The 21,563-nt window shown below is 61.5% G+C and carries 20 protein-coding genes and 2 pseudogenes; 11 read left to right on the forward strand and 11 right to left on the reverse strand.

Going from position 1 to position 21,563, the window contains the following annotated elements; translation table 11 throughout:
- Position 1: 1 nt before the first annotated feature.
- The 3 genes from A3M3_RS0122085 to A3M3_RS27165 form a co-directional block, all read right to left on the reverse strand.
- The gene (locus A3M3_RS0122085; protein WP_028265795.1) at positions 2–1,087 is read right to left on the reverse strand and encodes a hypothetical protein; all 1,086 of its coding nucleotides are present in this window, start codon (positions 1,085–1,087) and stop codon (positions 2–4) included.
- A gap of 93 nt (positions 1,088–1,180) precedes the next feature.
- On the reverse strand, positions 1,181–3,346 hold the full coding sequence (locus A3M3_RS0122090) for a tyrosine-type recombinase/integrase (protein WP_081736719.1): 2,166 nt from the start codon (positions 3,344–3,346) through the stop codon (positions 1,181–1,183).
- Positions 3,346–4,428, reverse strand: a complete 1,083-nt coding sequence (locus A3M3_RS27165; protein WP_028265797.1) for a tyrosine-type recombinase/integrase — start codon at positions 4,426–4,428, stop codon at positions 3,346–3,348. Before A3M3_RS27165 ends, A3M3_RS0122090 begins: the two co-directional genes overlap by 1 nt.
- A 45-nt stretch (positions 4,429–4,473) precedes the next feature.
- Between A3M3_RS27165 and A3M3_RS0122100 the strand changes: the two are divergent.
- Positions 4,474–4,734: pseudogene (locus A3M3_RS0122100) on the forward strand (ATP-binding protein); the annotation flags it as partial.
- Positions 4,735–4,761: 27 nt separating this feature from the next.
- On the opposite strand, the gene A3M3_RS0122105 reads toward A3M3_RS0122100, so the two are convergent.
- The 3 genes and pseudogenes from A3M3_RS0122105 to pdxS form a co-directional block, all read right to left on the reverse strand.
- On the reverse strand, positions 4,762–5,217 hold the full coding sequence (locus A3M3_RS0122105) for an SRPBCC family protein (protein ID WP_028268136.1): 456 nt from the start codon (positions 5,215–5,217) through the stop codon (positions 4,762–4,764).
- 164 nt (positions 5,218–5,381) lie between these two features.
- A pseudogene (locus A3M3_RS26480) lies at positions 5,382–6,352 on the reverse strand (IS3 family transposase); the annotation flags it as partial.
- Positions 6,353–6,484: 132 nt separating this feature from the next.
- Positions 6,485–7,402: a pyridoxal 5'-phosphate synthase lyase subunit PdxS gene (pdxS, locus tag A3M3_RS0122120; protein WP_028268138.1), complete on the reverse strand. Its 918-nt coding sequence runs from the start codon at positions 7,400–7,402 to the stop codon at positions 6,485–6,487.
- Positions 7,403–7,684: 282 nt separating this feature from the next.
- Here pdxS and A3M3_RS26485 point away from each other — a divergent pair, with 282 nt between their 5' ends.
- The 4 genes from A3M3_RS26485 (at position 7,685) to A3M3_RS0122145 (ending at position 11,831) form a co-directional block, all read left to right on the forward strand.
- The gene (locus A3M3_RS26485; protein WP_231497400.1) at positions 7,685–8,686 is read left to right on the forward strand and encodes a shikimate dehydrogenase family protein; all 1,002 of its coding nucleotides are present in this window, start codon (positions 7,685–7,687) and stop codon (positions 8,684–8,686) included.
- Between the two features lie 49 nt (positions 8,687–8,735).
- Entirely contained in the window at positions 8,736–9,371 is a 636-nt protein-coding gene (locus tag A3M3_RS0122135) for a bifunctional 4-hydroxy-2-oxoglutarate aldolase/2-dehydro-3-deoxy-phosphogluconate aldolase (RefSeq protein ID WP_028268140.1), read from the forward strand.
- A 16-nt stretch (positions 9,372–9,387) separates the two neighbouring features.
- Positions 9,388–9,996, forward strand: a complete 609-nt coding sequence (locus tag A3M3_RS0122140; RefSeq protein ID WP_051423488.1) for a histidine phosphatase family protein — start codon at positions 9,388–9,390, stop codon at positions 9,994–9,996.
- Between the two features lie 473 nt (positions 9,997–10,469).
- The gene (locus A3M3_RS0122145) at positions 10,470–11,831 is read left to right on the forward strand and encodes a YhfT family protein (RefSeq protein WP_197023367.1); all 1,362 of its coding nucleotides are present in this window, start codon (positions 10,470–10,472) and stop codon (positions 11,829–11,831) included.
- Positions 11,832–11,965: 134 nt separating this feature from the next.
- Here the strand turns inward: A3M3_RS0122145 and A3M3_RS0122150 are convergent, their stop codons facing one another.
- On the reverse strand, positions 11,966–12,901 hold the full coding sequence (locus tag A3M3_RS0122150) for a phosphotriesterase family protein (protein ID WP_028268143.1): 936 nt from the start codon (positions 12,899–12,901) through the stop codon (positions 11,966–11,968).
- Between the two features lie 331 nt (positions 12,902–13,232).
- The gene (locus A3M3_RS26490) at positions 13,233–13,958 is read right to left on the reverse strand and encodes a GntR family transcriptional regulator (RefSeq protein WP_231497401.1); all 726 of its coding nucleotides are present in this window, start codon (positions 13,956–13,958) and stop codon (positions 13,233–13,235) included.
- A gap of 159 nt (positions 13,959–14,117) precedes the next feature.
- On the opposite strand from A3M3_RS26490, the gene A3M3_RS0122160 reads away from it, so the two are divergent.
- Genes A3M3_RS0122160 through ptsP form a run of 6 tightly spaced genes read left to right on the forward strand, consistent with a single transcriptional unit; the run spans position 14,118 to position 19,387 of the window.
- Positions 14,118–14,519, forward strand: a complete 402-nt coding sequence (locus A3M3_RS0122160; RefSeq protein ID WP_028268144.1) for a DUF2620 family protein — start codon at positions 14,118–14,120, stop codon at positions 14,517–14,519.
- Positions 14,516–14,923: a PRD domain-containing protein gene (locus A3M3_RS0122165; protein ID WP_081737010.1), complete on the forward strand. Its 408-nt coding sequence runs from the start codon at positions 14,516–14,518 to the stop codon at positions 14,921–14,923. The genes A3M3_RS0122160 and A3M3_RS0122165 overlap by 4 nt, the downstream gene beginning before the upstream one ends.
- 3 nt (positions 14,924–14,926) lie before the next feature.
- Complete coding sequence (locus tag A3M3_RS0122170; RefSeq protein WP_028268146.1) at positions 14,927–16,147, forward strand: phosphopentomutase; 1,221 nt, start codon at positions 14,927–14,929, stop codon at positions 16,145–16,147.
- On the forward strand, positions 16,138–17,385 hold the full coding sequence (locus A3M3_RS0122175; protein WP_028268147.1) for an alanine racemase: 1,248 nt from the start codon (positions 16,138–16,140) through the stop codon (positions 17,383–17,385). Before A3M3_RS0122170 ends, A3M3_RS0122175 begins: the two co-directional genes overlap by 10 nt.
- Positions 17,382–17,663, forward strand: a complete 282-nt coding sequence (locus A3M3_RS0122180; RefSeq protein WP_035743709.1) for an HPr family phosphocarrier protein — start codon at positions 17,382–17,384, stop codon at positions 17,661–17,663. Before A3M3_RS0122175 ends, A3M3_RS0122180 begins: the two co-directional genes overlap by 4 nt.
- Entirely contained in the window at positions 17,660–19,387 is a 1,728-nt protein-coding gene (gene ptsP, locus A3M3_RS26495) for a phosphoenolpyruvate--protein phosphotransferase (protein ID WP_051423489.1), read from the forward strand. The genes A3M3_RS0122180 and ptsP overlap by 4 nt, the downstream gene beginning before the upstream one ends.
- Here ptsP and A3M3_RS0122190 read toward each other — a convergent pair.
- From A3M3_RS0122190 to A3M3_RS0122200, 3 genes are read right to left on the reverse strand one after another with little or no spacing between them, the layout of a single operon-like run.
- Positions 19,367–20,071 carry an HAD family hydrolase gene (locus tag A3M3_RS0122190; RefSeq protein ID WP_028268149.1) on the reverse strand — a complete coding sequence of 235 codons (705 nt, stop codon included), beginning with the start codon at positions 20,069–20,071 and terminating at the stop codon, positions 19,367–19,369. The genes ptsP and A3M3_RS0122190 overlap by 21 nt on opposite strands.
- Positions 20,064–20,996 carry a phosphoglycerate dehydrogenase gene (locus tag A3M3_RS26500; RefSeq protein WP_035743711.1) on the reverse strand — a complete coding sequence of 311 codons (933 nt, stop codon included), beginning with the start codon at positions 20,994–20,996 and terminating at the stop codon, positions 20,064–20,066. The genes A3M3_RS0122190 and A3M3_RS26500 overlap by 8 nt, the downstream gene beginning before the upstream one ends.
- Positions 20,993–21,559 carry a glucose-6-phosphate isomerase family protein gene (locus A3M3_RS0122200; protein WP_035743713.1) on the reverse strand — a complete coding sequence of 189 codons (567 nt, stop codon included), beginning with the start codon at positions 21,557–21,559 and terminating at the stop codon, positions 20,993–20,995. The genes A3M3_RS26500 and A3M3_RS0122200 overlap by 4 nt, the downstream gene beginning before the upstream one ends.
- Positions 21,560–21,563 lie beyond the last annotated feature (4 nt).

Here is a 21,563-nt window from a genome sequence, read left to right on the forward strand (position 1 = left end):
CTTAAGAGTCCGTGGCTGAAGCAGCCCCCGCGAGGGAGGCGAGGGCATGGTCAAGATCTGCCACTGGATGCTTTGCGTGCTCGCTAAGCCAGGTCAAGATGGGCACCAGGTAGAAGTTTAAGATCCATGTCCTAATGTCCAAATCGAGCTTCGCAGCGTCGCGGGCGACTCCCGTCGAGGGGTCCCGCATGAGTCCACCGTGGGCGTAGTCGGATCGCGCGTCGTACCAGTCCATTAGCTGGATCCATTCCAGACACAGCCGCTCGGTCGTATCTGTCCCGTTCACGAGCTTCTTCAGAATCGTTCGGTGGCCGTTGTCCGCGGGGTCCTGCTTTAGCGCCTTGCAGATGTTTCGGTCGCGTCCGCAGAGAGAGTCATTTAGCCGACCACAACCGAAGAACGCACCGCGGCGGGCAAAGTGAAATGTCTGCGCACTCGTGGAACGGTCTGTGATCATGGCTTCCAAGGCTTGGACCCAGTGCATCACGTTCACGCTGTGGTTAAGCCCGATCAGAGCCTGGGACATGAGCTCTATTCCAACCGCAGCCTTGCTTTCAGCGCCCTCCGACGGAGTCAGGGTGGCTATGGCATCCGATGCAAAGGCGAATGCCTTTGACGATCGAAATTCCTCGAGAATCTTTTCCGGTATCTCCACGCCTAGGACATGACCGTCCCTGTGCCAGCCCGGGGTGACATGTTCCCGTGTGCGTTGCAGAAACGATGTGTTGGCTGTCGACGTCTGCCCTGGGAGCCCGAACGCTGGATGAGCTGCTCCCATCCGTCCCTGATAGTGATAGAAGAGGCGCAACAAATGGATGGCATTATCGGTCAAGGAAAAGGCTTCATCGCGTGAGTTCGCGGAAACCTCATAGAACGAACTCGCTGCGAGGTCCTCTAGAAATCTGCTGTGCCGCTCGTGTTGATGCTTGAATTTGTCGAGGCCAGGATCCAACGGGGGAATCTTGTTCGGCGCGTCGGCGCCGGGGATGAACGAGCCGGCTCCGATCTTGATCGCTGAGGAAATACGTAGCCCTTCCACGGGGAAGTAGAAAACAACGTCATCTCCGGGCTGTTCGCTTTCGACCATGGATGAACCCTAGCGCGCCGGCGGACGGACCCATCCAACGCCGGACCGGGCAGGAACGTCCTGTGGCCGGTGGGTGCGGGGCCGCACGGACTCTTATCCGGCTGATTCGAGGGCGTGGGCTACGTCGTCGTCGAGTTCTTGGGCTCGGTGGAGTGCACTGCGGAGCCGTTCGATCTCGAGCTCCCGGGCTGCGATCTGTCCTGAGGGTTCTCCTGTTTCGCGTGCTTTGGCCAGGGCGCGGGTGTGGGAGGCGATCATTCGGCGAAAAACGGGTGCGGCGGATTTCTTTGGTTGCGCGTGGGTGCATCCGAGGCAGACGAGACCGCGGCTGCAGTGCTCGCCTGTCGGTAGCGCGCAAAGGTGTGTGCCCATGTCACGGAGGCTGCAGCTTGCGCTGAATGCTCTCCATTCCTCGGCGGTTGGTGCCCGGAGCGCGGCGTCGTCGTAGATGTCTGTGTAGAGTCCGCGCATGCTGGCCCGGTAGCCTTCGACGATGGTGTCGGGGTAGGTCTTGGCGTAGATCATTACTGTGTCGATGCCGGCATGGCCGAGCAGGGCCGCGATGACGTGCACCGGGGTGTTGTTATTCAGGTGTTCCGTGGCGAAAGCCCGCCTGCAGTCGTGTGGAGACAGCCGCAGCGGTGCCCCGTCCGCGTGCCGCGCGCCAGCTTCTACTGAGAGTGCTTGGAGCCGTTGGCGCACTGCCTGGATCGACATCGCGCTTGGATGGCCTGACCCCTGCAGCAGGTATGGAGCGGTGGGCAGTGGAACTTTGGCGCTCTCGTCACGGCGGTCGCATGGCGGCACTGCATCGGAGCGGTAGAACCCTTTGACGTGGGCGATGATTTCGGCGATCACGCGCCCGAGGCCGTCGCCGATCGGGATGACCCGTGCCCGGTCGTACTTCGACGGCTTGATGTGGAGCATGTAGTAGACCCGGCCGTCGGGAAGATGGCGTTTGAGCACGTCGAGCGTCGTTAGCTCACACGCTTCTTCGACCCTCAGACCGCTGGTCAGGAGCAGTTCGAGCAATGCCCAATCCCAGAACCGGTCGCGTTCGGCCCTTAGGGCTTTCCGGTCGCCCGGACCGGTCTCGAGCTGCTGTGCGGCTTCGTGCCAGCGGCGCAAAGCGAAAGCGCGGATGTTCGGGATCTCGCGGCTCAGGTCCATTACCGTTGCTGTCATTCGTGCCGTGGTTCGAGCCCGTGCAGCGGCGAACCCACCATCATTAAGATCGTGCGTCGTCAGCGGGACCACTGTAGGCACGTGGCCAGCGAGCTCGGAGCCTGGTTCGGTGCCCCACGTGCACAAGTCGGTGAAGAACGACCGGACATCCACAAGCCAGTCGTAGGTGGTTGTCCGGTCGGCAGTGCCCTTCGTTGCCGTGCTCCGCTGGACGGTTCGGGCGGTAGCCAGCGCCCAGGGCACGAATCCGCGTGCGTGCCGCGGAAGGACGTTCCGGCACTCGGTGACCTCGGGATGTTCTTCCCTCAGGTATTTCCAGAAGTAGGCCAGGGAGCGGATCTTCGTCCGGAGCGTGCTGTAGTTGGCGCTGATGCGCTGTGAGTAGGCATTCATGTAAGCGACGGTGACCGCCTGGAATGGCTCCGGAACACCGGCTTGAACCAGTTCCGGGATCGATCGGGGAGGTCGCGCCTTATGGCGCGTTGTGCCGCGTCGCGGCGACCGGTCGAAGACGCCAAGCAGGCACAACGCCGCATCCAGAATGTCGGTGCCGTTTGCACCTTTGCTGGGTATCCGCAGGTCATCGTCGGTCAGCTCGGACAGGCTGTCGTAGTCGCACGCGACCATTAGCCGCAGGGCAGTGCGGACCGCCCTTGACCGCCCCTTCGGCGACGCCCATGAGATCTGCCCGCAGGCAACAATCAGGCGCTCCCTCGCCTGCCGCAGCGGATCCTCCGGTGGCAGGACCCGCACCCAAGTCTCGACTCTCACGGCGGCTGCCATGGCCCAGCTCGGGCGCACGAATCGTCCCATAAACAGCGCCCTGCCACGTTCGGGCGAGTGTCGGATGAGATCCGGTTCGATGACTTCCCACCATTGCTGCAGCGTCGCACACCCAGCAGGCGGAGACTTCAGGAGCCGTTCAGTCGCCTGGCGGGCCTCACGCCGACGCCGCGGATCCCACTCCCACGATTCGATGGCCAGAACCACCGGATCCATCACCACTTTGGGATCGAACGGCTCATTCCTGAGCTCCCGGGCCGGGCGCATCCCGGTCCCCGAAAGCGCCTCCATCACCGCTGCCCCTGCAAAGAGTCCAGGGCCGCGATGGTCTGCGGCGAATAGGCGAACGCATACCGCTCCCCGGCGTGCACGACGTCGAGGTGAGCCCTGCGCTGCCGGCGCGCGGTCTCGACAAGCGCCTCCAACATTGCCCGTTCGTCGACATGTGCATACTCATCGACGGTGGTGGAGATACTACGATGCCCCAAGATCTCCTGGGCCACGTGGGGGCCCGCGACGTCGACCAGCATCTGCGCAACAGTATGACGGAGCATGTGCGGAGTCGCGTGCACTCCGATCCGTGCAGTGGCCGCCCGGAACGCAGCCTCAAACGCCGGGTAGGCAAGTGGCCGGCCGGCCGCCTGACGGCGGCCTACCCACAATGCCTGCGTTGAGGTCTTGCCCCGCTCATCGGTGAAGTATTCATCCAGCAGCGGCCACCAGTCATCGGTCACGGGCACCCGGTGCTCGTCCCGTGCACCTTTGAGCAGGACTGTGATCGTGCGGCGACGCCGGTCGACATCGCAAAATCGCATTCCAAGAACACCGTGTCGGCCGTGCTCTCCGCTCCAGTCGCCGATCCGCTGGCCCGTGCGGAGCAGGAGCGTCACGATTGCCCGATCGCGGGCGCAGGCCTGCGCCACGGCGATCCTTTCGGCGACCGCCGGGTCGAGGTCCTTCGGAAGCACGCGAGGCTCCCGGCGACGGAATTCCAACCGAGCGCCGCGGGTGGGCAGCTCCCGGCCCCGCATTCCGTGAAGCGGCCCGGCCTCACCGGTCGGGACTGGGTTCTCTCGTTCGCCCCAGCGCCCGCTTCCGTTCTGTCGATCCCGCTGGATCAGGAATCCATAGAACGCCGCAAGGGCGGCGAGCCGGTGGTTCACGGTCCGGGCGGCCCTCGGCTGAGCTGACCGGTCAAGGCCAGCTGCGAACGCACCGATATAGTCGCCGATCAGCGGCTTGGTCACTTCATCCGGCGACTTCGGACTCAGCCATCGTCGGAAGTGTTTCACCCCAAGACCGTACGACCTGACCGTGTAGCTGCTGCGGCCCATGACAACCAGCCACTCCACGAACTGCTCAACATCATCCACGCACGGCCTCCGATCGTTGATACCGGAAAGCCCATCAGCCACAGACTCTTAAGACAAGAACTCGGCTATATGGAACTGGACCGCCGCGGCGCCGAACTCCTCTTCCAGGTCCTCACCGAACGCGAAGAGAAGAACTCCATCGCCATCGCAAGCAACGAATCATTCTCCGGCTGGACCAAAACCTTCACCGACCCTAGGCTGTGCGCCGCGATCGTGGACAGGCTTACGTTCAATGGAGCCATCATCGAAACCGGGACAGACTCCTACCGTCTGGCACACACCATCGCCCAACAAACCGGAGGCTAGCCGGTGCCCTCGGACTACTGATACGAACTATCCGCGAGTGGGATCCTCGGTAAGGTGCCGATTCCGCGTCTCGATTAGCTTTTGGAGGTAGCGGGCCAGCACCAGCCTCTCCACCAGACGCCCCATGGGGCCGAACGGTGCCGCGAACTCGATCCGATCAATCATCGTGGTGCCCGCCGAATCCTGACTGAACTCATGGACGTGCCGGAACCGCCGAAACGGACCTTTGACCTGCTCATCCACAAAATAGTTCGGCGACTCCATCTCGGTGATCCGGCTCGTCATGTGAAGCGGAACGCCGAAGTGCCAAGCTCGCCACGTGACTTCCTCACCCAAAGAGATGAGCCCGGACGTGACGCCGGCAACCGCCTCTTCACGAGACTGCGCCATCGAGTCCTTGTGGGCGTCGATACTCCGGGCACGGTCAAACAGTTCCGATTGGGGCGTGCTCGTCCGTGTCGTGCACTCAAAGTAAACGGCCATTGTCAGAGTATGGCAGTTCGTTCATGGTCTGCTTGAACATCGGAAGCCAGCCTGCTGCGCCCGTCACCTCCCGAGGTGGCAAGGTCCAGCACTCAGGCCAGCTGGGTAGTGGGTGGTCCTGGATCAGGCCGTCTCAGTGGTCCTGAAACAAGTTGACATACTCACTGGGCATTGAATGATTCGATGAAGCCGTTCTGCCAGGGCGAGCCGGGGTCGATGAACGCGGTGTCGACGCCGGGGGTGTTGCACCACTCGATCAGTGCCGCGGCGGTGAACTCCGGCCCGTTGTCACACCTGACGTAAGTCGGGGCTGTGCCGGTTTCGGCGATGATGTCCTCCAGCACCGCGACCACGTCGGCGGCTTTGAAGGACCGGCGCGGAATGACTGCCAGGGCGGTACGGGTGTATTCGTCGATGACATTGAAGAACCGTATGTGCCGCCCGCAGGTGGTCACATCCGACTGGAAATCAAAGCTGACCACATGCATCGGATACTCCGCTGTGAGGCGCTTCTGCTCCCCGGCGCCGGGCCCGGTCCGGCGCTTCTTCCGCGCCCCGGCTTTACAGACCAGACCTTCGTCGCGCCAGAGCCGGCGCACCCGCTTCCTGTTCAGCGCCACCCCGTCCCATGCAGGCTGTGACAGCAGGTGCCATCTGGCCTTCCGCCAGCCCCAGGCGGGATGCTTCACGGCCACGGCCCTTAGGTCCGCACGCAGCTGGGCCTCCTCGAAGCCCATGTCAGGTTTCTTCTTCCGGAACGCGGACCGGTTCTGGCCCAGAAGCGCGCAGGCGAAGCGTTCGGACGCCCCGAACTTCTCCACTGCCATGTGCACGGCACGGCGGCGGGGTTCGGGGCTCAGAATTTTCCCTTCGCCACCTCGTTGAGGATGTCGATGGCCAGTTCCTTCTCCGCCAGCAGGCGCTTGAGCCGGGCGTTCTCCTTCTCCAGCTCCTTGGTCCGTCTGGAGGCCTCGGCGTTCTTCTCGGACCCGTACTGATTCAGCCACCGGTACCAGGTCGCCTCGGTGATCTGGAGCTCCTTGATGACCTCGACCATCGGGCGTCCGTCGTTGAGCATCTTCTGGCCCTGCCGGACCTTGGCGATGACCTGCTCGGGGGTGTGTCTGCGTGCCATGATTCGTGAATTTCCTCCTGTGTCCATTCTCGGACACGAAACTCACACAAACACTGGACTACTACCTGGGGACCCAACCAAGGGGTGCCACGTCTTCATCCAACCCCTATATGAGCGAATTAGGGCGTACGGCTACCAGCCTCGTTGGGCGAGGCGGTGGGGTTCGGGGATTTCCTCGACGTTGATGCCGACCATGGCTTCGCCGAGGCCGCGGGAGACCTTGGCGATGACGTCGGGGTCATCGAAGAAGGTGGTGGCCTTCACGACGGCGGCGGCGCGCCGGGCCGGGTTGCCGGACTTGAAGATGCCCGAACCGACGAACACGCCGTCCGCACCGAGCTGCATCATCATGGCAGCGTCGGCCGGGGTGGCGATGCCGCCGGCGGTGAACAGCACCACGGGAAGCTTGCCGGTGGCGGCGATTTCCTTGACGAGTTCGTACGGGGCCTGCAGTTCCTTGGCCGCAACGTAGAGCTCGTCCTCGGGCAGGGTGGAGAGGCGGAGGATCTCGGCGCGGATCTGGCGCATGTGGGTGGTGGCGTTGGAGACGTCGCCGGTGCCGGCCTCGCCCTTGGAGCGGATCATGGCCGCGCCCTCGTTAATGCGGCGCAACGCCTCACCGAGGTTGGTGGCACCGCAGACGAAGGGAACGGTGAAATTCCACTTGTCGATGTGGTGGGTGTAGTCGGCCGGGGTCAGGACCTCGGACTCGTCGATGTAGTCCACCCCGAGGGACTGCAGGACCTGGGCTTCGACGAAGTGGCCGATCCGGGCCTTGGCCATGACAGGGATGGACACGGCGGCGATGATCGCATCGATCATGTCCGGGTCCGACATGCGGGACACGCCGCCCTGGGCGCGGATGTCCGCGGGAACGCGCTCGAGCGCCATCACGGCAACGGCACCAGCGTCTTCGGCGATGCGGGCTTGCCCGGCGTTGACGACGTCCATGATGACGCCGCCCTTGAGCATCTCGGCCATGCCGCGCTTAACGCGGTTGCTGCCCGTAACGCTGGCTGCGGACGAAGGTTGGAATGGCGTCTCAAACACGAATAATTCCTTGGCTGGTGACGGTCGATTCCCCTGCTGGCAGGGGAATCGAGGCAGTTGAAGCTATGAAGGCGAATCCCTTGAGCGGGAGGACGTGCCTCCAGCTCGCCGACGAGTTGCGGAAGCGAGCGACTTGCGTTGCGGCGGCAATGCCAAGGGCTTGGGACTTTACTTTGGCATCATATCATTACATGATGATGTGATTATATGTTGCTGATGTGGGCAGCTCAAACCTCGACGGGCATTCCACCCGGTTCATACGCAGACGAGAAAGGGTAAGAAGTGGATATCACCTATGAACATGACACTCTCCAGCCAGCGGTCCGTCCAACCTTGTATTTCATTGGGGTGACGACCGGCAGCTCTTCCATTCGCAGGGTATTTCCCCTGTGGGCTCAGGAGCTGGGGTTGAGCGGCGTTCAACTTGTCGGCATTGACATGCCGCTGCATGCATCGCCTGACACCTACAGGAATGTGGTGGCCTTTATTAAGGATGACCCCCTCAGTCTTGGCGCCCTTGTAACGACGCACAAGATTGATCTCTACAACGCTGCCGTGGATTTGTTCGATGTCGTAGATCCCCTTGCGGCGCTGATGTCGGAGGTCAGCTGTATTTCGAAGCCGAATGGAATCCTCACCGCTCATGCGAAGGATCCTATTTCGTCAGGCTTTGCCCTGGAGGATTTTATCCCCCGCGGTTACTGGCGTGACCGTGAGGCCGACGTGTTCGTCATGGGGGCTGGTGGCTCGGCAGTTGCGATCAGTTGGTATCTGACCCGCCCGGAGAGGGGAACGGACCGGCCTCGGCGGGTCGTAATTTCGAACCGCAGCCAGCAACGATTGGCGAGTCTTCGCCGGGTGCACGACGAACTGAAGTCGGACGTCCCCCTGGAACTGGTGCATACGCCGAATCCGCAGGACAACGATGCGGTGCTGCAGAACCTCCCGGAGGGTTCTGTAATCATCAATGCCACTGGCCTGGGTAAGGACATGCCCGGATCTCCACTTACCGACCGGGCCAGGTTCCCGGAGAATGCGATTGTCTGGGACTTGAACTACCGGGGTGACCTTGTCTTTCTTGCCCAAGCGAGGTCGGCTGACGCTCAGCTAAACGTCACTGTCGTTGATGGCTGGGTCTATTTCCTTCACGGCTGGACACAGGTCATCGCGGAAGTATTCGGAATTGAGATCCCGGCCTCCGGACCTTCATTCGACCGTTTGTCCGAGTTGGCATTGTCGGGCAAAAGCGAGAGCGGCACATCGATGGCCACCGCCGGATTGTGACTCCTATTTGCGCCTTAGAATCAGACATCCACGACCGTAGGAATGAACTATGACTACTCCAGTATTGACCGTCCTCAAAGAAGATAGAGTCGCAGCGGTCATCCGAGCCAAATCCGTGGATGATCCCGTGCGGCTGGTCCGTACGCTCAGCGGTGAAGGTATCCGGTGCGTCGAATTCACTTTCACTATCCCATCAGCCGCGGAAATCATCAGGGAAGTCGCTTCCGAGGCATCCGCGGTGGTGGGCGCTGGCACGGTCCTGACCGCAGATCAGGCCCGAGAAGCGATCTCTGCGGGAGCCAAGTTTGTCGTGTCGCCTGGCCTCGTCCCCGCAGTGGCCGCCGTATGCAACGAACATGACATTCCCTTTTTTCCCGGTGCGTTGAGCCCGACCGAGGTCTACAACGCCCATTCGATGGGAGCCGCGGCAATAAAGATATTTCCCGCGAATACCGCGGGCCCCAGGTACCTGCGCGACCTCTTGGGACCGTTTCCCCACCTTGCCTTGGTGCCATCGGGGGGGGTGACGCCAGGAAATGCTCTTGCATTTCTCCAAGCCGGTGCGGTGGCCGTCTTCGCCGGGTCAGATCTGGTGCCGGGCCTGTCCGCCGAGCAGGGCGCATATGAACTCGTCAGGTCAGGGGCGAAACGGTTTCGTGACGCCCTATCCACTCAGGTGGGATAGGGAGGTGCGACTCATAATGGTTCGGCACGGGCTCCCGCTGCGTGTCGAGGGGCCAACCGAAACGGTTCCGACTGCGGCAGCGGACCCCGGTCTGGCAGCCGACGGCGTCCGTCAAGCCCAACAGGTGGCTGACTTTTTGGGTGCGGAACGGATCGATGAGATCTATTCCTCGCCCTTGCTGCGTGCAGTGGAGACGGCATCACCGTTGGCAAACCGGCTTAGTATCACAGCGACCCTCGTCCAGGAGATTGCTGAATGGGACTCGGCCGGCCCCGCGTATGTGCCGGTTGAAGAACTCAAAAAGGCGAACGACCCCCGATGGCAGGCGCTCCGGCAGGGACATTTTTATGACCCTGAAATCGATCTCACCGCGTTCCGAACTCAAGTTGTCGGGGCCGTAGAGTCGATCATCCGTAAACATCCAGGTGGTACTGCCGTGTTGTTTACCCACGCGGGCGTCATTAATGCATATACCGGCCATGTTTTGGGCCAAGACAAAGCCTTTTGGCTTGCCCTTCCCTATTCTCCGGCATATGGATCAATCACCCGGGTGATCGCTGACCAAAGGGCTGCTCGCAGCCTCATTTCGGTGAACGAAACGGGCCATGTGCGGGACCTTCTCTAGGGCGGCGGAATGATCGACCGTGAGGGCCGCCCAGGCTCTCGATGACAACCGGTAAAGCCGCTCGGTAGCCGCAAGCTATTTTAGACACGTGATGACCTTGACAGGTCATCACGTCATAATAATATGATGACAAAGTTGGATGCTCGCGGACGAAATTTCTCCCCGACCCACGGCGGTCGCCGTGGCTTTTGTATTAGTGGCTGGGGCAAGCGCTTCGTCACTCCGAGATGGAGCAATATGAAAAAGCGAAGGACATAGACCAATTCTGTTGAGCGCAGCTCTGGTCACAGTGGGTTCAACAATTGCGCCCGCAGTGCACCTGTGGGCTCTGCTGGAGCCAATGCGAATACGGCGAACCGGGAACGCAGCTTAACACAAACGGCGGAAGCCACAGGTAGAGCCGCAATCCGCTGGTTCTTGTACACACACTCTTCACCCTTTGGAGCGCCCCAATGTTCGGTTCGGAAGTAACTATGCCCGTCCCTCTGTTGCCACAAGCCATTCTTTTCGCCGCGATGGGAGGGCTATCCGCAGTTCTTGCGAACCGCGGGGTGGCAATATTCCATGACGGGCTCCGACCGATCTTGCCCTCCTATAAGGCCGGCAACGTGGACACCAAATCCATCCGACGCACGTCGTTTACGCTGGGGCTCGGGTTCCTCTGGGCGTTCGGTTTGCCGTTCTCGCTCGGCCATGCCATTCCCATGCTCTACCTGATCTTCATTGCAACCGACTACATCGGCGTTGCAATGCGGACGACTCACGATGAGGCCTGGTACAAATCTCGGCGTGGGCTTTTCGGGGTGCTGTCCTCATTCGTTCTGGGAGCAGCATGGAGCGCGGCTGTTGCCCTCGTTCTTCGGTTGGCTTCGGACCTCATGGCTGCCGCACCTATTGAGATGGCAAGAACTGTTCAGCTCATCACCCAACCGGCCCTCGAAGCATTCTTCCTGTTTGCCGTTCTCACAGTTTTTTACCACTACGGACTCAAGCAGGGGTTCTGCTCAGCCATTGTGGCCACAGCCGTGTGGGCCGCCGCCGCGACGCTCGGGCTGCCGTATCCACCGGCCTGGGCCTTCGGGGCGGGGCTCGTTTATCTCGTGGTTCTAGTCGTGCGCGAAGCGCGTCGGCCAGGAAATGAATTCGGCGATGTGCCGCCGGAATGGCTCACGGATGAGGCCGGTTCGGGTTCGGTCCAAAACGCCCCTGATGAAGACGACTTCTTCAGAAAAAATACCGGACGCATCAAACGAAACCTGCCGCTGATCATTGTCATCCATGCGCTGGCAGGGGCGGCATATAATCTCGGGTACATGGCCAGCGACCCGATTTCGGCCTCACTATATCTTCACGGAATGGCAATCCCCGCCGCCCTGGCAGCGGCCGCCTGGTTCCTGGCCTTCGTCCCAATGAAGTATACGACCGCCGTCATGACCGGCGTGTGGATCCTTACAGGAACCTCCCTGGAACCATCCATCGCCATGCTGATGCCGAACCCGTGGGTTGCTGCCGGCGCCGTGGCCGTCTTCCGTGTCATCGAAGTGTTCAGCCTCCTGTGGTTCTTCAAGAACCTGGACCGCTTCACCGTTGTTCGGGAAATTGCGGACACCATGCGAACCGCGATCTTCCACGTTATGGAAATCGCATTCCTGGCGGGCGGGGCCATGGCCGCAGCAGCATTTGCCGGCGGCTGGGGAGTGGCGGCCGTCGTTGGCGCCTGGTTCATCAACCAGCGGTCCAATGCACCGGTGATGCCGATGGCCCTGGGCGCGGTGACAGCCATTGGCGTGGGCATCATTGCCAATCTGCTAGCCCTCGTGGGCGTTTCCCTCTGACGACCACACCCAGTCAGGGGCGACACATATCCGGAGCTGCGACAGCGGCTTCCAGGAGCACCTTTCAGTGAGTGCTTCTCCTTCACTTGACCCGACTGCCTCCGCCGGCACAGGCAGTCGGGTCATTCCCCGATTCAGGACCAGGTAAGGAGTTTGGCGGGGTTCGAGACCAGGGTCGTAATTGCGTCCTGTCCAAGGCCGGCTCGTCGAAGCCACGGAACCAGACGGTGGGGGATATGGGTGTATCCCGGGCCTCCGCCCCAGGAGACCAAAGCGCTTCGCCGAGCCAGGTCGCCTGAGAGACAAACCCTGTCGCCAAATCCGAGTTCCACGAGCCGCACAATGAAGTCGATCCGCCGGCTGTCCGGTTCGTACCAGTCCTTGGACGTCTGGTCGTAGCCGAGACGGAAGCCTTCCTCGGCAAGGCGGCGCTGTTCCTCAAAATCGAGGGACCTGTCCAAATGACCGATGCAGACACGTTCCGGGTCGGCCCCCGCATCCAATAATATGCGGGCCTGCGCCGTCGCCATGGTGCCGGCCGTGGTATGCGTCGTGATGGGTGCCCCAGTCAGCTTCTGAGCGGCCGCAGCGGCACGGAGCACCCGCTCCTCCGTCTCCGTGATTTCACCCCTGGAGCTCCCGGCCTTTATGACGCCGGCCCTGACTCCGCTGGTTCCAATACCCATGGTCAGTTCCTCCACCATCTCCTGAACAAGGCACTCCCGCGACATGGAGTCCACGTCGAGCACGCCGGCCCAGAAATAGGGCGTGACGTGACCCGTGGTGGCAACGATATGGATATTGCTCCGGACAGCAATGCGCCCGAGTGCTTCGGCATCCCGGCCGTACTCTTTCGTTGTGAGTTCGACAAGGGCCCCGCCGCCGGCCTGGTGGAACCTCGCCAATTCCGCCACCGCAAGGTCTTCATCGTCGAGTAGCAGGTCCTCGCTGCCCTGATCCTCGTGAAGGAGACGGTCGGCTGGGCGGGTGATGAGATGCTCATGGCCCAGAGTCAAGCCCAGTTCCTCCGGTTTCACGTCACCCAGTACCGTTCGTACAAAATCACTCATCGCTACACCTTCCCATTGAAGAATTCCTTGACCCGCAACAGGACTCATCATAATATGATTATGACTAGGAGGATCAATGTTGATATCAACGGCACCGCCGCACGTCGCCGCATCACAGCGGTCTCTCCCGGAGGCGGTCAAAGGACCCGCAGGCCCGCCTCATGGAAGCCGCCGTCCCGCAGGCGTTGGGGCGGGCCGCCAGTTGCGGGCGCCGCTAGGGGGCCGCAGCGGCGCAGCTGGTGGATCTCTGAGGTTCCGCGGTGGTCCGACTGCAAGGCAGGCATCTTCGCGTGGCGCCGGCCCAAATCCGCCGGTAGAAGTGGCGGGGCAGCTACCGACGAACTACGTCAATTTCCAGTCGGGTCCGGTCGGCTCGATGCCATGCACGAAAATACTCGACAGGGGTGCCGCCTGCGTCTCGTCCGATCGATTCGATATAGAGCGCCGGGGTCCCTGCCTTGACTTCGAGAATGCCCGGCAGCACGCCGCTGGTCGTCACCACTTCAAGGGAGCGTCTGCCGGACTCAATGCGCAGGCCCCAGTCTTCTTCAAGAGTTCGGTACAGCGAATTAGTGGAAAGGTCGGCAGCAATCAGGTCGTCGACCATGTTGGCATCCGCGCTGTTGATGTAGGACTTTGTAAAGGCGATCAGATCTTCATTGACGTAGCGAAGGCGGGTGATTTCCACGCATTTCGACCCGGGGTCAATTTCCAGTGCCTCGGCAACGGTGTTTTCCGCGCCGACAAGCTTGCAGCTGATGACCTTGCTTTGTACGGAGTGGCCGCGGAGGCTCAGATCTTCAAAAAAGCCTACGGTGCTCTGCATGAACTGTTCCCTGACCTTCGGACGGGAAATGAAGGTGCCCTTGCCCTGTTGGCGAACCAGTATGCCCTCGTTAACGAGCTCGCCGATGGCCTGGCGGACCACGGTACGGGAGACCTCGTAGCGTTCACACATGTCACCTTCCGAAGTGAGCATGTCGCCGGGCTGCATGTCTCCCGACTCGATTTCCTTCAGAATCAGAAGCTTGACCTGCTCGTAGTAGGGGATCCGCACATTACGGCGGACGGAGGGCGTAGGCCGGGACATTATGACTCCCACTCTCTTCTCAATTGAGCGTCACACGTGTAATAACAACGTAACAACATTATAAAGCATGCCAGCTTGGAGCTGTCGGAAACCCCGACGCGTGCAGCGATAACAAAGGAGTTTCTCGTGATAGAAAATCGAGCGGTTCGGATTGTCCTTGCCGGAGTAGATGCCAAGATCATGGCCAAGATGGCCCAGGACGCCGGGGGTGACCGGGTGCAGGCTGTCGCAATGGGGGACATGCAAGGAGCAAGACTGGTGAAGAGCGGTCAAGCCGACTACTACCTGGGCACGTGCTGGTCCGGCGGCGGCGGCGCGCTGGCCGCCGCGACGGCGACGCTCGGTGCCAATCTGGTGGGCATCGCAGGTACTCCGGGCATGCCCGTTACCGAAAAGCATGTCGCCGAACTTGTGGGCGAAGGCCGGAGGGCTTTCGGGTTTGCCTATGAGCAGTCGGGTGTCGCAATTCCGATGCTGGTCAGGGAGATCCTGGCCCACCGGTCCCGCACCGCCGGCGCACCATCATGACGGGCACAACGCAGCCGCATGACACGGCGCCAGCCGATGTTCGGGAGTCCTTTCGCGAACGTCTGGACCTTCTGGAAGATTCGGGAATGGCGAGCCCCGTGGCACGGAAGCTGGCCGAGAGTGCCCTCCTTGAAATTACCAGGCAATTCTCTCTGGAATTGACGGAGGAGAATGCGGCTCCCTTCGTGACACACCTTGTCATCGCTCTGACCCGCCTGCAGCGCGGTGAGGCGGAAGCGGCGCCATCGGAGGCTGTCGAATCGGAAATCACCGGCCGAGACCGGGAAAAAACAGTGATCGGGGGGATCATGCACAGTTTCGAGGATGAGCTGGGACGGCCCGTGCCAGAGTCGGAAATATCCTACATAACGGTTCACTTGTGTGCTCTTCTAGAGGAGGACTAGCGGATGATGCGGCTCCCCCCGCAACGGCGCGTCGTTATCCTCGTCCTGGACGGCTTTGGAGTCGGGGCACTCCCCGACTCCGAAGGTCAACAGCCAAATTTCAACACGCTCCGTAGCATCGACGAAACTGCAGGGGACCTGCAGTTGCCGATTCTCGAATCCCTGGGACTGGGAAATCTTACGCCGCTGTCGAAGATAGCTCCTGCGCCGGTGGCCAAAGGTGCCTATGGACGCTGTTCGCCGATTCACCCCGGGGCGGACACCTATTTGGGCCATCAGGAACTTATGGGCGGCGGTCTCGATCGCATTGAGTCGAGGCTGCTCTCCGAACTTAAGGTCCCGGTGACTGAGGCGCTTGTCAACGCCGGATACGAAGTCGACGCATTGGAGAGGGACAGCCCTGCGCTCGTCGTCGACGGATGCGTTCTTGTGGCCGACAACATTGAGGCCGCCTCCGGACTCAACATCAACGTGACCGGCTCACTGGACGATAAGTCCTTTGACGAACTCACCAGCATCGGGCAGATTGTACGGGCAGTGACACCGGTTGGCCGGATCATCGTCGTCGCCAGCCGCGGGTTCGGTATTGACGAGATCCGGGCCCACGTCAAGGAAAAATCCCCGGGACAAGTCGGTGTGGATTCTCCGGAGCTGGGTGTCTACAACGAGCACTACCAAGTTCGTCATCTTGGCATCGAATTCGACGTGAACGAGCAGTTGCCTACGCGGGCGCTGAACGCCGGGCACGAGGTTGTCCTCCTGGGGAAAGCGGCTGACGTAGTCCGCTGCGACGGCGCTGTCAGGGACAACGTCGTCGATACATCGGCGGTCATGGCGGGGGTCTGTTCGGCATTGGCGTCTATGAAATCCGGGTTGGTCGTGGCCAATATTCAGGAAACCGACCTGGCCGGCCACGAGCAGGACGCGCAGCGCTATGCCGAGGTGCTGGAAAGGGTGGACAGGCACTTGGCGCTTCTTCTCGACCTGCTCGGCGACGAGGACGTGCTGTTCATTACTGCGGACCACGGGAACGATCCGTCCGTCGGCAGCAGCAGGCATACCCGTGAGTTTGTGCCATTGCTTGTGGCCGGTTCCAGGGTTCAATCCGTGGATCTGGGCACCCGACGAACATCAGCAGATATTGGGGCGACCGCTGCGACGCTTCTAGGCGTCGCCCCTTTGGGTTCAGGAACTTCATTCGAGGAGGAAATTGTATGTTTTTAGACGTAACCACGCGGCGGAACCCTGCGCTGATTGAGGCCGCCGTGAAGCTGCATCAGCAGGGTGACATCCCGGCAAACTGCTATGTCATCGATATCGATACGGTCGCTGCGAATGCGCGTCTGGTCGCCGAAGGTGCAGCCGCGCATGGCCTAACGACGTACCAGATGACAAAGCAGTTCGGGCGGAATCCCATCGTCGCCAAGGCAATAGCGGAGGCTGGCATTAGCAGTGTCGTTGCCGTTGACTTCGAAGAGGCCCGGGTCCTATATAGGTCCGGACTGCGCATGGGGCATCTTGGGCATCTCGTCCAGGTCCCTGCGCGCGAAGCACAGCTTGCCGTGGAGATGGCTCCGGAGTTCATCACGGTTTTCGGAGTCCCGCAGGCGGAGGCTATTTCCCGTGCTGCGGTCGCCGCGGGGAAGGTTCAGCCCGTGCAGATAAGGGTTTCCCGAGAGGGAGATGTCTACTATCCGGCGCAGAAGGGCGGCGTTCCTATTGAAGACCTGCTGGAAGCGGCCGCAGCGGTGGATGCTCTTGATGGCGTACGGGTGGCCGGTGTGACGTCCTTTCCCTGCCTGCTGTGGGATGAAACCGATCAGGAGTTCCGGCCAACACCGAACCTGACGACGGTGACTCGCGCAGCCGAGCTGCTGCGGGCGAATGGATTCACTGATGTGCAGGCGATAAACGCCCCGAGTGCATCCTGCCTCGCGACCTTCGAAGTATTGGCCAGGAACGGTGCTACGCATGTGGAGCCCGGCAGCTGCTTGACCGGGCAGACACCCCTCCATGCCGTATCCGACCAGCCGGAACTGCCGGCAATGATCTACGTCAGTGAAATCACCCACCAAACGGCCGAAGCGACCTACGCACTCGGTGGCGGATTTTATCCCCGGTCCAAGGCCAGGAATGCCATAATCTATCCGAAGTCCGGAGGTGAACCCGTCAGGGCCACTGTTGAGCTCGACCCCCCGGACGCAATTGACTATTACGGCACGCTGCACGTGACGGGGCCCGGCGAGGTTTCCGTGGGGGACACCGTGGTTTATGCCTTCCGATCTCAGGTCTTTGTGAGCCGTTGCTTCGTTGCGGTCATCGGCGGCGTGGCCACCAACCCTCAGGTTCTCGGCATCTTCGACCGCGACGGGTTCGCGCTTGGCCCGGACCTCCTGCCAGCAGCGCAGCCCTCATCGGGCGTCAGTGCACTGGACACGCCCGCACGAGCGGGGGCATTGTGAGCGTTTCGCGAATTGTCACCGTGACCAACCCTTCCGGGCTCCACGCCCGACCTGCGGCAATATTCGTTGCGAAAGCCAAGGAATATGAGTCGGTGGTAACTCTCGAAAAGGACGGCAAAACAGGAAGTGGAAAGAGCCTGATCGGTCTTCTCAAACTGGGTCTGGTTTGTGGCAGTACGGTGCAAATCAGTGCCGCAGGCAGTGATGCACGGTCGGCCGTAGAGGACCTCAGTACACTGTTGCTCCAACTGGCTGAGGATGAAGGTGCGGCGGTATGAAGCTTCTGGGATTGGGAGTGTCTCCTGGCCGGGCGACGGCCCTCGTACAGGTATTCCGGGACGAACGCTTCATGTTCAGCGACGAAGAGCCGGAAGAACGTTCTTCCAGTTCGCTTTCCAACCTCGATACAGCCTTGAGGAGCAGCAAGGCCGAACTTCTGGACGTCGTCGCCGACGCTACCGAGCGGCTCGGCGCCGGTCATGCCGCAATTTTCGAAGTCCAGCTCTCGATGATGGACGATGCTGAGTGGCTCGATCCAATTGTTGCCGGCATCACTGCGGGAGGGGACGCGGCACGCGTGGTGTGGACCGTCAGTGGCGAACTTGCTGACGAACTGCAGCTCCTGGACGACCCTTACCTGAGGGAACGTTCTGCAGATATCCGCGACCTCGCGAAGAGAGTCGTGCGCCACCTCCAGGAGACCAACCCCGGGGCGTCGGCGGCTTCAGCCCGGCCACTGGTTTCTGGCACGGAACCGGTCATTCTTTTTGCTCAGGAACTTACACCGTCGGACACCATGGGGCTGGACCCTTCCATGGTCAGGGCGATCGTGACAGAGGCGGGCGCACGGACGTCACATGCGGCGATCCTTGCCCGCCAGCTGGGGATTCCTGCCGTGGTCTCTGTTCCCGGGCTGATGGCACTCGCGGAGGATGGAATCCAAGCGACGGTCGACGGATCGACCGGCGAATTGCAGATCAATCCGTCCGCCTCTGATCTGGCTGCCTTTAGCGCTGTCGAGGAATCCGTCTGGGAAATCGACCCGAACCCCGTCCACACCCTGGATGGAATCGGCGTAGCCGTCTACGCCAATGCGGGCAGCGCCGAAGATGTCTCCCGTGCTGTTTCCTTCGGGGCGGACGGTGTAGGGCTGTTCAGAACCGAACTGCTGTTTATCAAGGCCGGACAGCTCCTCGACGAGCAGGCCCAGTTCCTTGCTTATTGCGCCGCAGCAAAAGAGGCAGCCGGCCGCCCCGTCGTTTTCCGTACCCTGGACATCGGGGGAGACAAACCGTTGCCCGGACTGAGTGTCCCTACCGAGGAGAATCCTTTCCTGGGCTTGCGAGGCGTGCGACTCAGTTTGGCGCACCGTGACGTTTTTTCGGCGCAGCTTCGGGCACTCGGGAGGGCATCAGCCGAGTATTCGAATATCCGTGTCATGGTGCCCATGGTGTCCGAACTCCGGGAGTTGGATGAGGTCAGAGAACTCATTGCCGCTGCCGAAGTCGTAGCGCCCCTCCGGATCGGGGTGATGATCGAGGTGCCCAGCGCAGCCATCCTCGCACACGAATTTGCCGAGGAGAGCGACTTTCTGAGCATTGGGTCAAATGATCTGACGGCATACTTGATGGCCTCCGACCGGAACAACCCTGGGGTACAGCACCTTTACAACGAGATCAGTCCGGCGGTGGTCCGCATGCTGGCGTTTGTCGCCAGAGCCGGATCCACGTCGGGCACGCCTGTGTCGCTCTGTGGTGAACTGGCCGGAGACGCCCGTGTGCTGCCGTTGCTGGTAGGCCTGGGTCTGCGGAGCCTGAGTGTCGCTCCCGGTCTCGTGCCACGTCTTAAGGCCCAGATCCAGATGTTGGACACCCGGTTGCTGGCAGGCCCGGCTAAGGAGGCGATCCGGGCCAGGGATCCGCGGGATATGGAAAACATTCTGGATCGGTTGAACACCCTCCCCGTCCCCATGCCCGGCGATTCAGTCCCTGTCCGGCAATAAATGGAGCAGTGTCGGCACCTTCAGGACTGCGTCGGGGAATGCTTGACCCACTGTCCACCGGTTGGGGACCGCGACAGTGGGGATGCCGGCCAGCACCGCGGCAGTGGCTCCGGAGGATGAGTCTTCGAAGGCTAGGGCCTCGGCAGGATCCAAGTCCAGCAGCTTGCACGCCGTCCGATACGGGTCCGGGAACGGTTTGGGCCTGGCAACCATCGCGTGGTCGGCCGTAACAACGGTATGGAAGCAGCCCCCGAACGCCAGAGCACCGAGGGCCGCTTCGACCAGAGGCTGCGGCGACGATGATACGACGCCGAGCAGTTTTCCGCCTCGCACCGCTTCCAGAATCAGCGCTTCCGCCCCTGGAAGAACTGTCGGTTCGGCGTACCACCGGGCTAGTATTTCATAACGCTCCGCGAGCAGTTCCTGAAGCCGGGGACGAAGACGAAATTCCGTTCGCAGACTATCGTATGTCTCCTCGGCGGACTTCCCCACTTGCGCGCCGTACCAGGCTGTCGGAAGCGTGAGGCCGCTGTGCCGTGCCAGGACAGTCTTTGCAGCCTCAAAACAGGCATCTTCGCTGTCGATGAGTAATCCGTCAAGATCGAAGAGAAGGGCAGCCGCGGCGCGGCCCCGGGCCCGGGCTGCCGAATAGTCGGCAGTCCCGAGGCCGCCGGGCTCAGTCAATCGTTCCCAGCATCGGCCGACCGGCCAACGCCCGCAGCACCTCTTCGACCGCCATCACGCCGGCCCGTTCAACAGCCTGGACGGTGGTGGCCCCGCAATGGGGAGTGAGCACGATGTTCTCCAACCCGAAAAGAGCGGTCTCTCTGGTTGGTTCGTCCGCAAATGAGTCAAGCGCGGCGGCGGAAAGCGGTCCGCTCTTCAGCGCTACCGCCAGAGCTGCCTCGTCAATGATCCCCCCACGGGCGGTGTTGACCAGGACACTTCCGGGACGCATCGCTGCCAAAGCGTTCGCGTCGAAGAGACCCGCAGTCTCCGAGGTCAGAGGGGCATGGATGGAGATCACGTCGGAACGGCTCAACAGTTCCTCAAAGGTGACCAATGCTAGCGGCGACACGGCGGCGAAAGGGTCGAAAGCGATGACATCCATGCCAAGGGCTTTGGCCCGTACCGCAACTTCCTGACCGATCCGTCCGGCTCCCACCAGTCCGAGGCAACGACCGGAGAGCTCAAAGCCCGTTTGCCGCTGCCAGGAGCCCTGCCGGATGCTTCTGTCCATAGGCAGGATTCTTCGGGCTGCGGCAAGCATGAGTCCCAAGGCCAGCTCCGCGACGGACGTCGCCGTCGCCCCGGGTATGGTGGCCACTTTCACACCGTGACGGCGCGCTGCGAGGAGATCGACGTTATCCGCTCCTGCGCCGAACCGGACGAGGATTTCCAGCCCGGGTGTTGCCAGGACGCTTTCGGAGACATCGTCAAGTCCCACTATGGCCGCCCGGCAGCCCGCCACGAGTTCGCTCAGCTCCTCCACCGTGAGCGGTCTGTCCTGCGCGGGGTAGCGGGGACTAAGTCCGTGGTCCCGCAACAATGCCTTATGCCGCCCCTCATTGCTGCGAAACCCGCGGGGGGTAATGGCAATGGTGGTCATGCCTGCTGAAACCTTGGGTTTGGCACGGCTTCGGGTCCGTTTTCGCCCTCGACGATGATGACGGGAAAGCCGCCCTGATGTTCGATGGCGAGGTAGTCCTGCCCGGCATCTGCAATATAGACGGCGTAGAACACCAGCGGTTCTTCGCCTACGTTGACGCTGCGGTGGGCCCACCCTCCTGGCACGTAATTAACGCTTCCGGCGCGCATTTCCTCTACCACGACCTCCCCGCTTTCGGAGGACATCAGCAGTCTGCCTTCTCCGGAGAGGCCTATGTAGACTTCCGCGCGGTCACGCTTCTGATGGAAGTGGCCCTTGGTCATGTAGTACTCGCCGTTGGTCTTCCCCGGGTAGAGCGTAGTGGTCGAGGAGAGAAGGTTTGAGTTCGTGGTGGGGACGTCGATCTGTCGCACTTCGTATACGAGGTCGTCGCCGGAAGTTTCCTGGGCGTAGGCGGTCTTCATGTCGTCGAGGCGCCGTTGTACGGGTGGGCGTTCAGGAGCCAGTGTTCCGTTGACCGTATCGATGGCAAAACTAAAGGGGACTAGCAGCGTGTCTTTCATATTC

This window comes from Arthrobacter sp. MA-N2 (assembly GCF_000517125.1).
GTDB lineage: Bacteria > Actinomycetota > Actinomycetes > Actinomycetales > Micrococcaceae > Arthrobacter > Arthrobacter methylotrophus.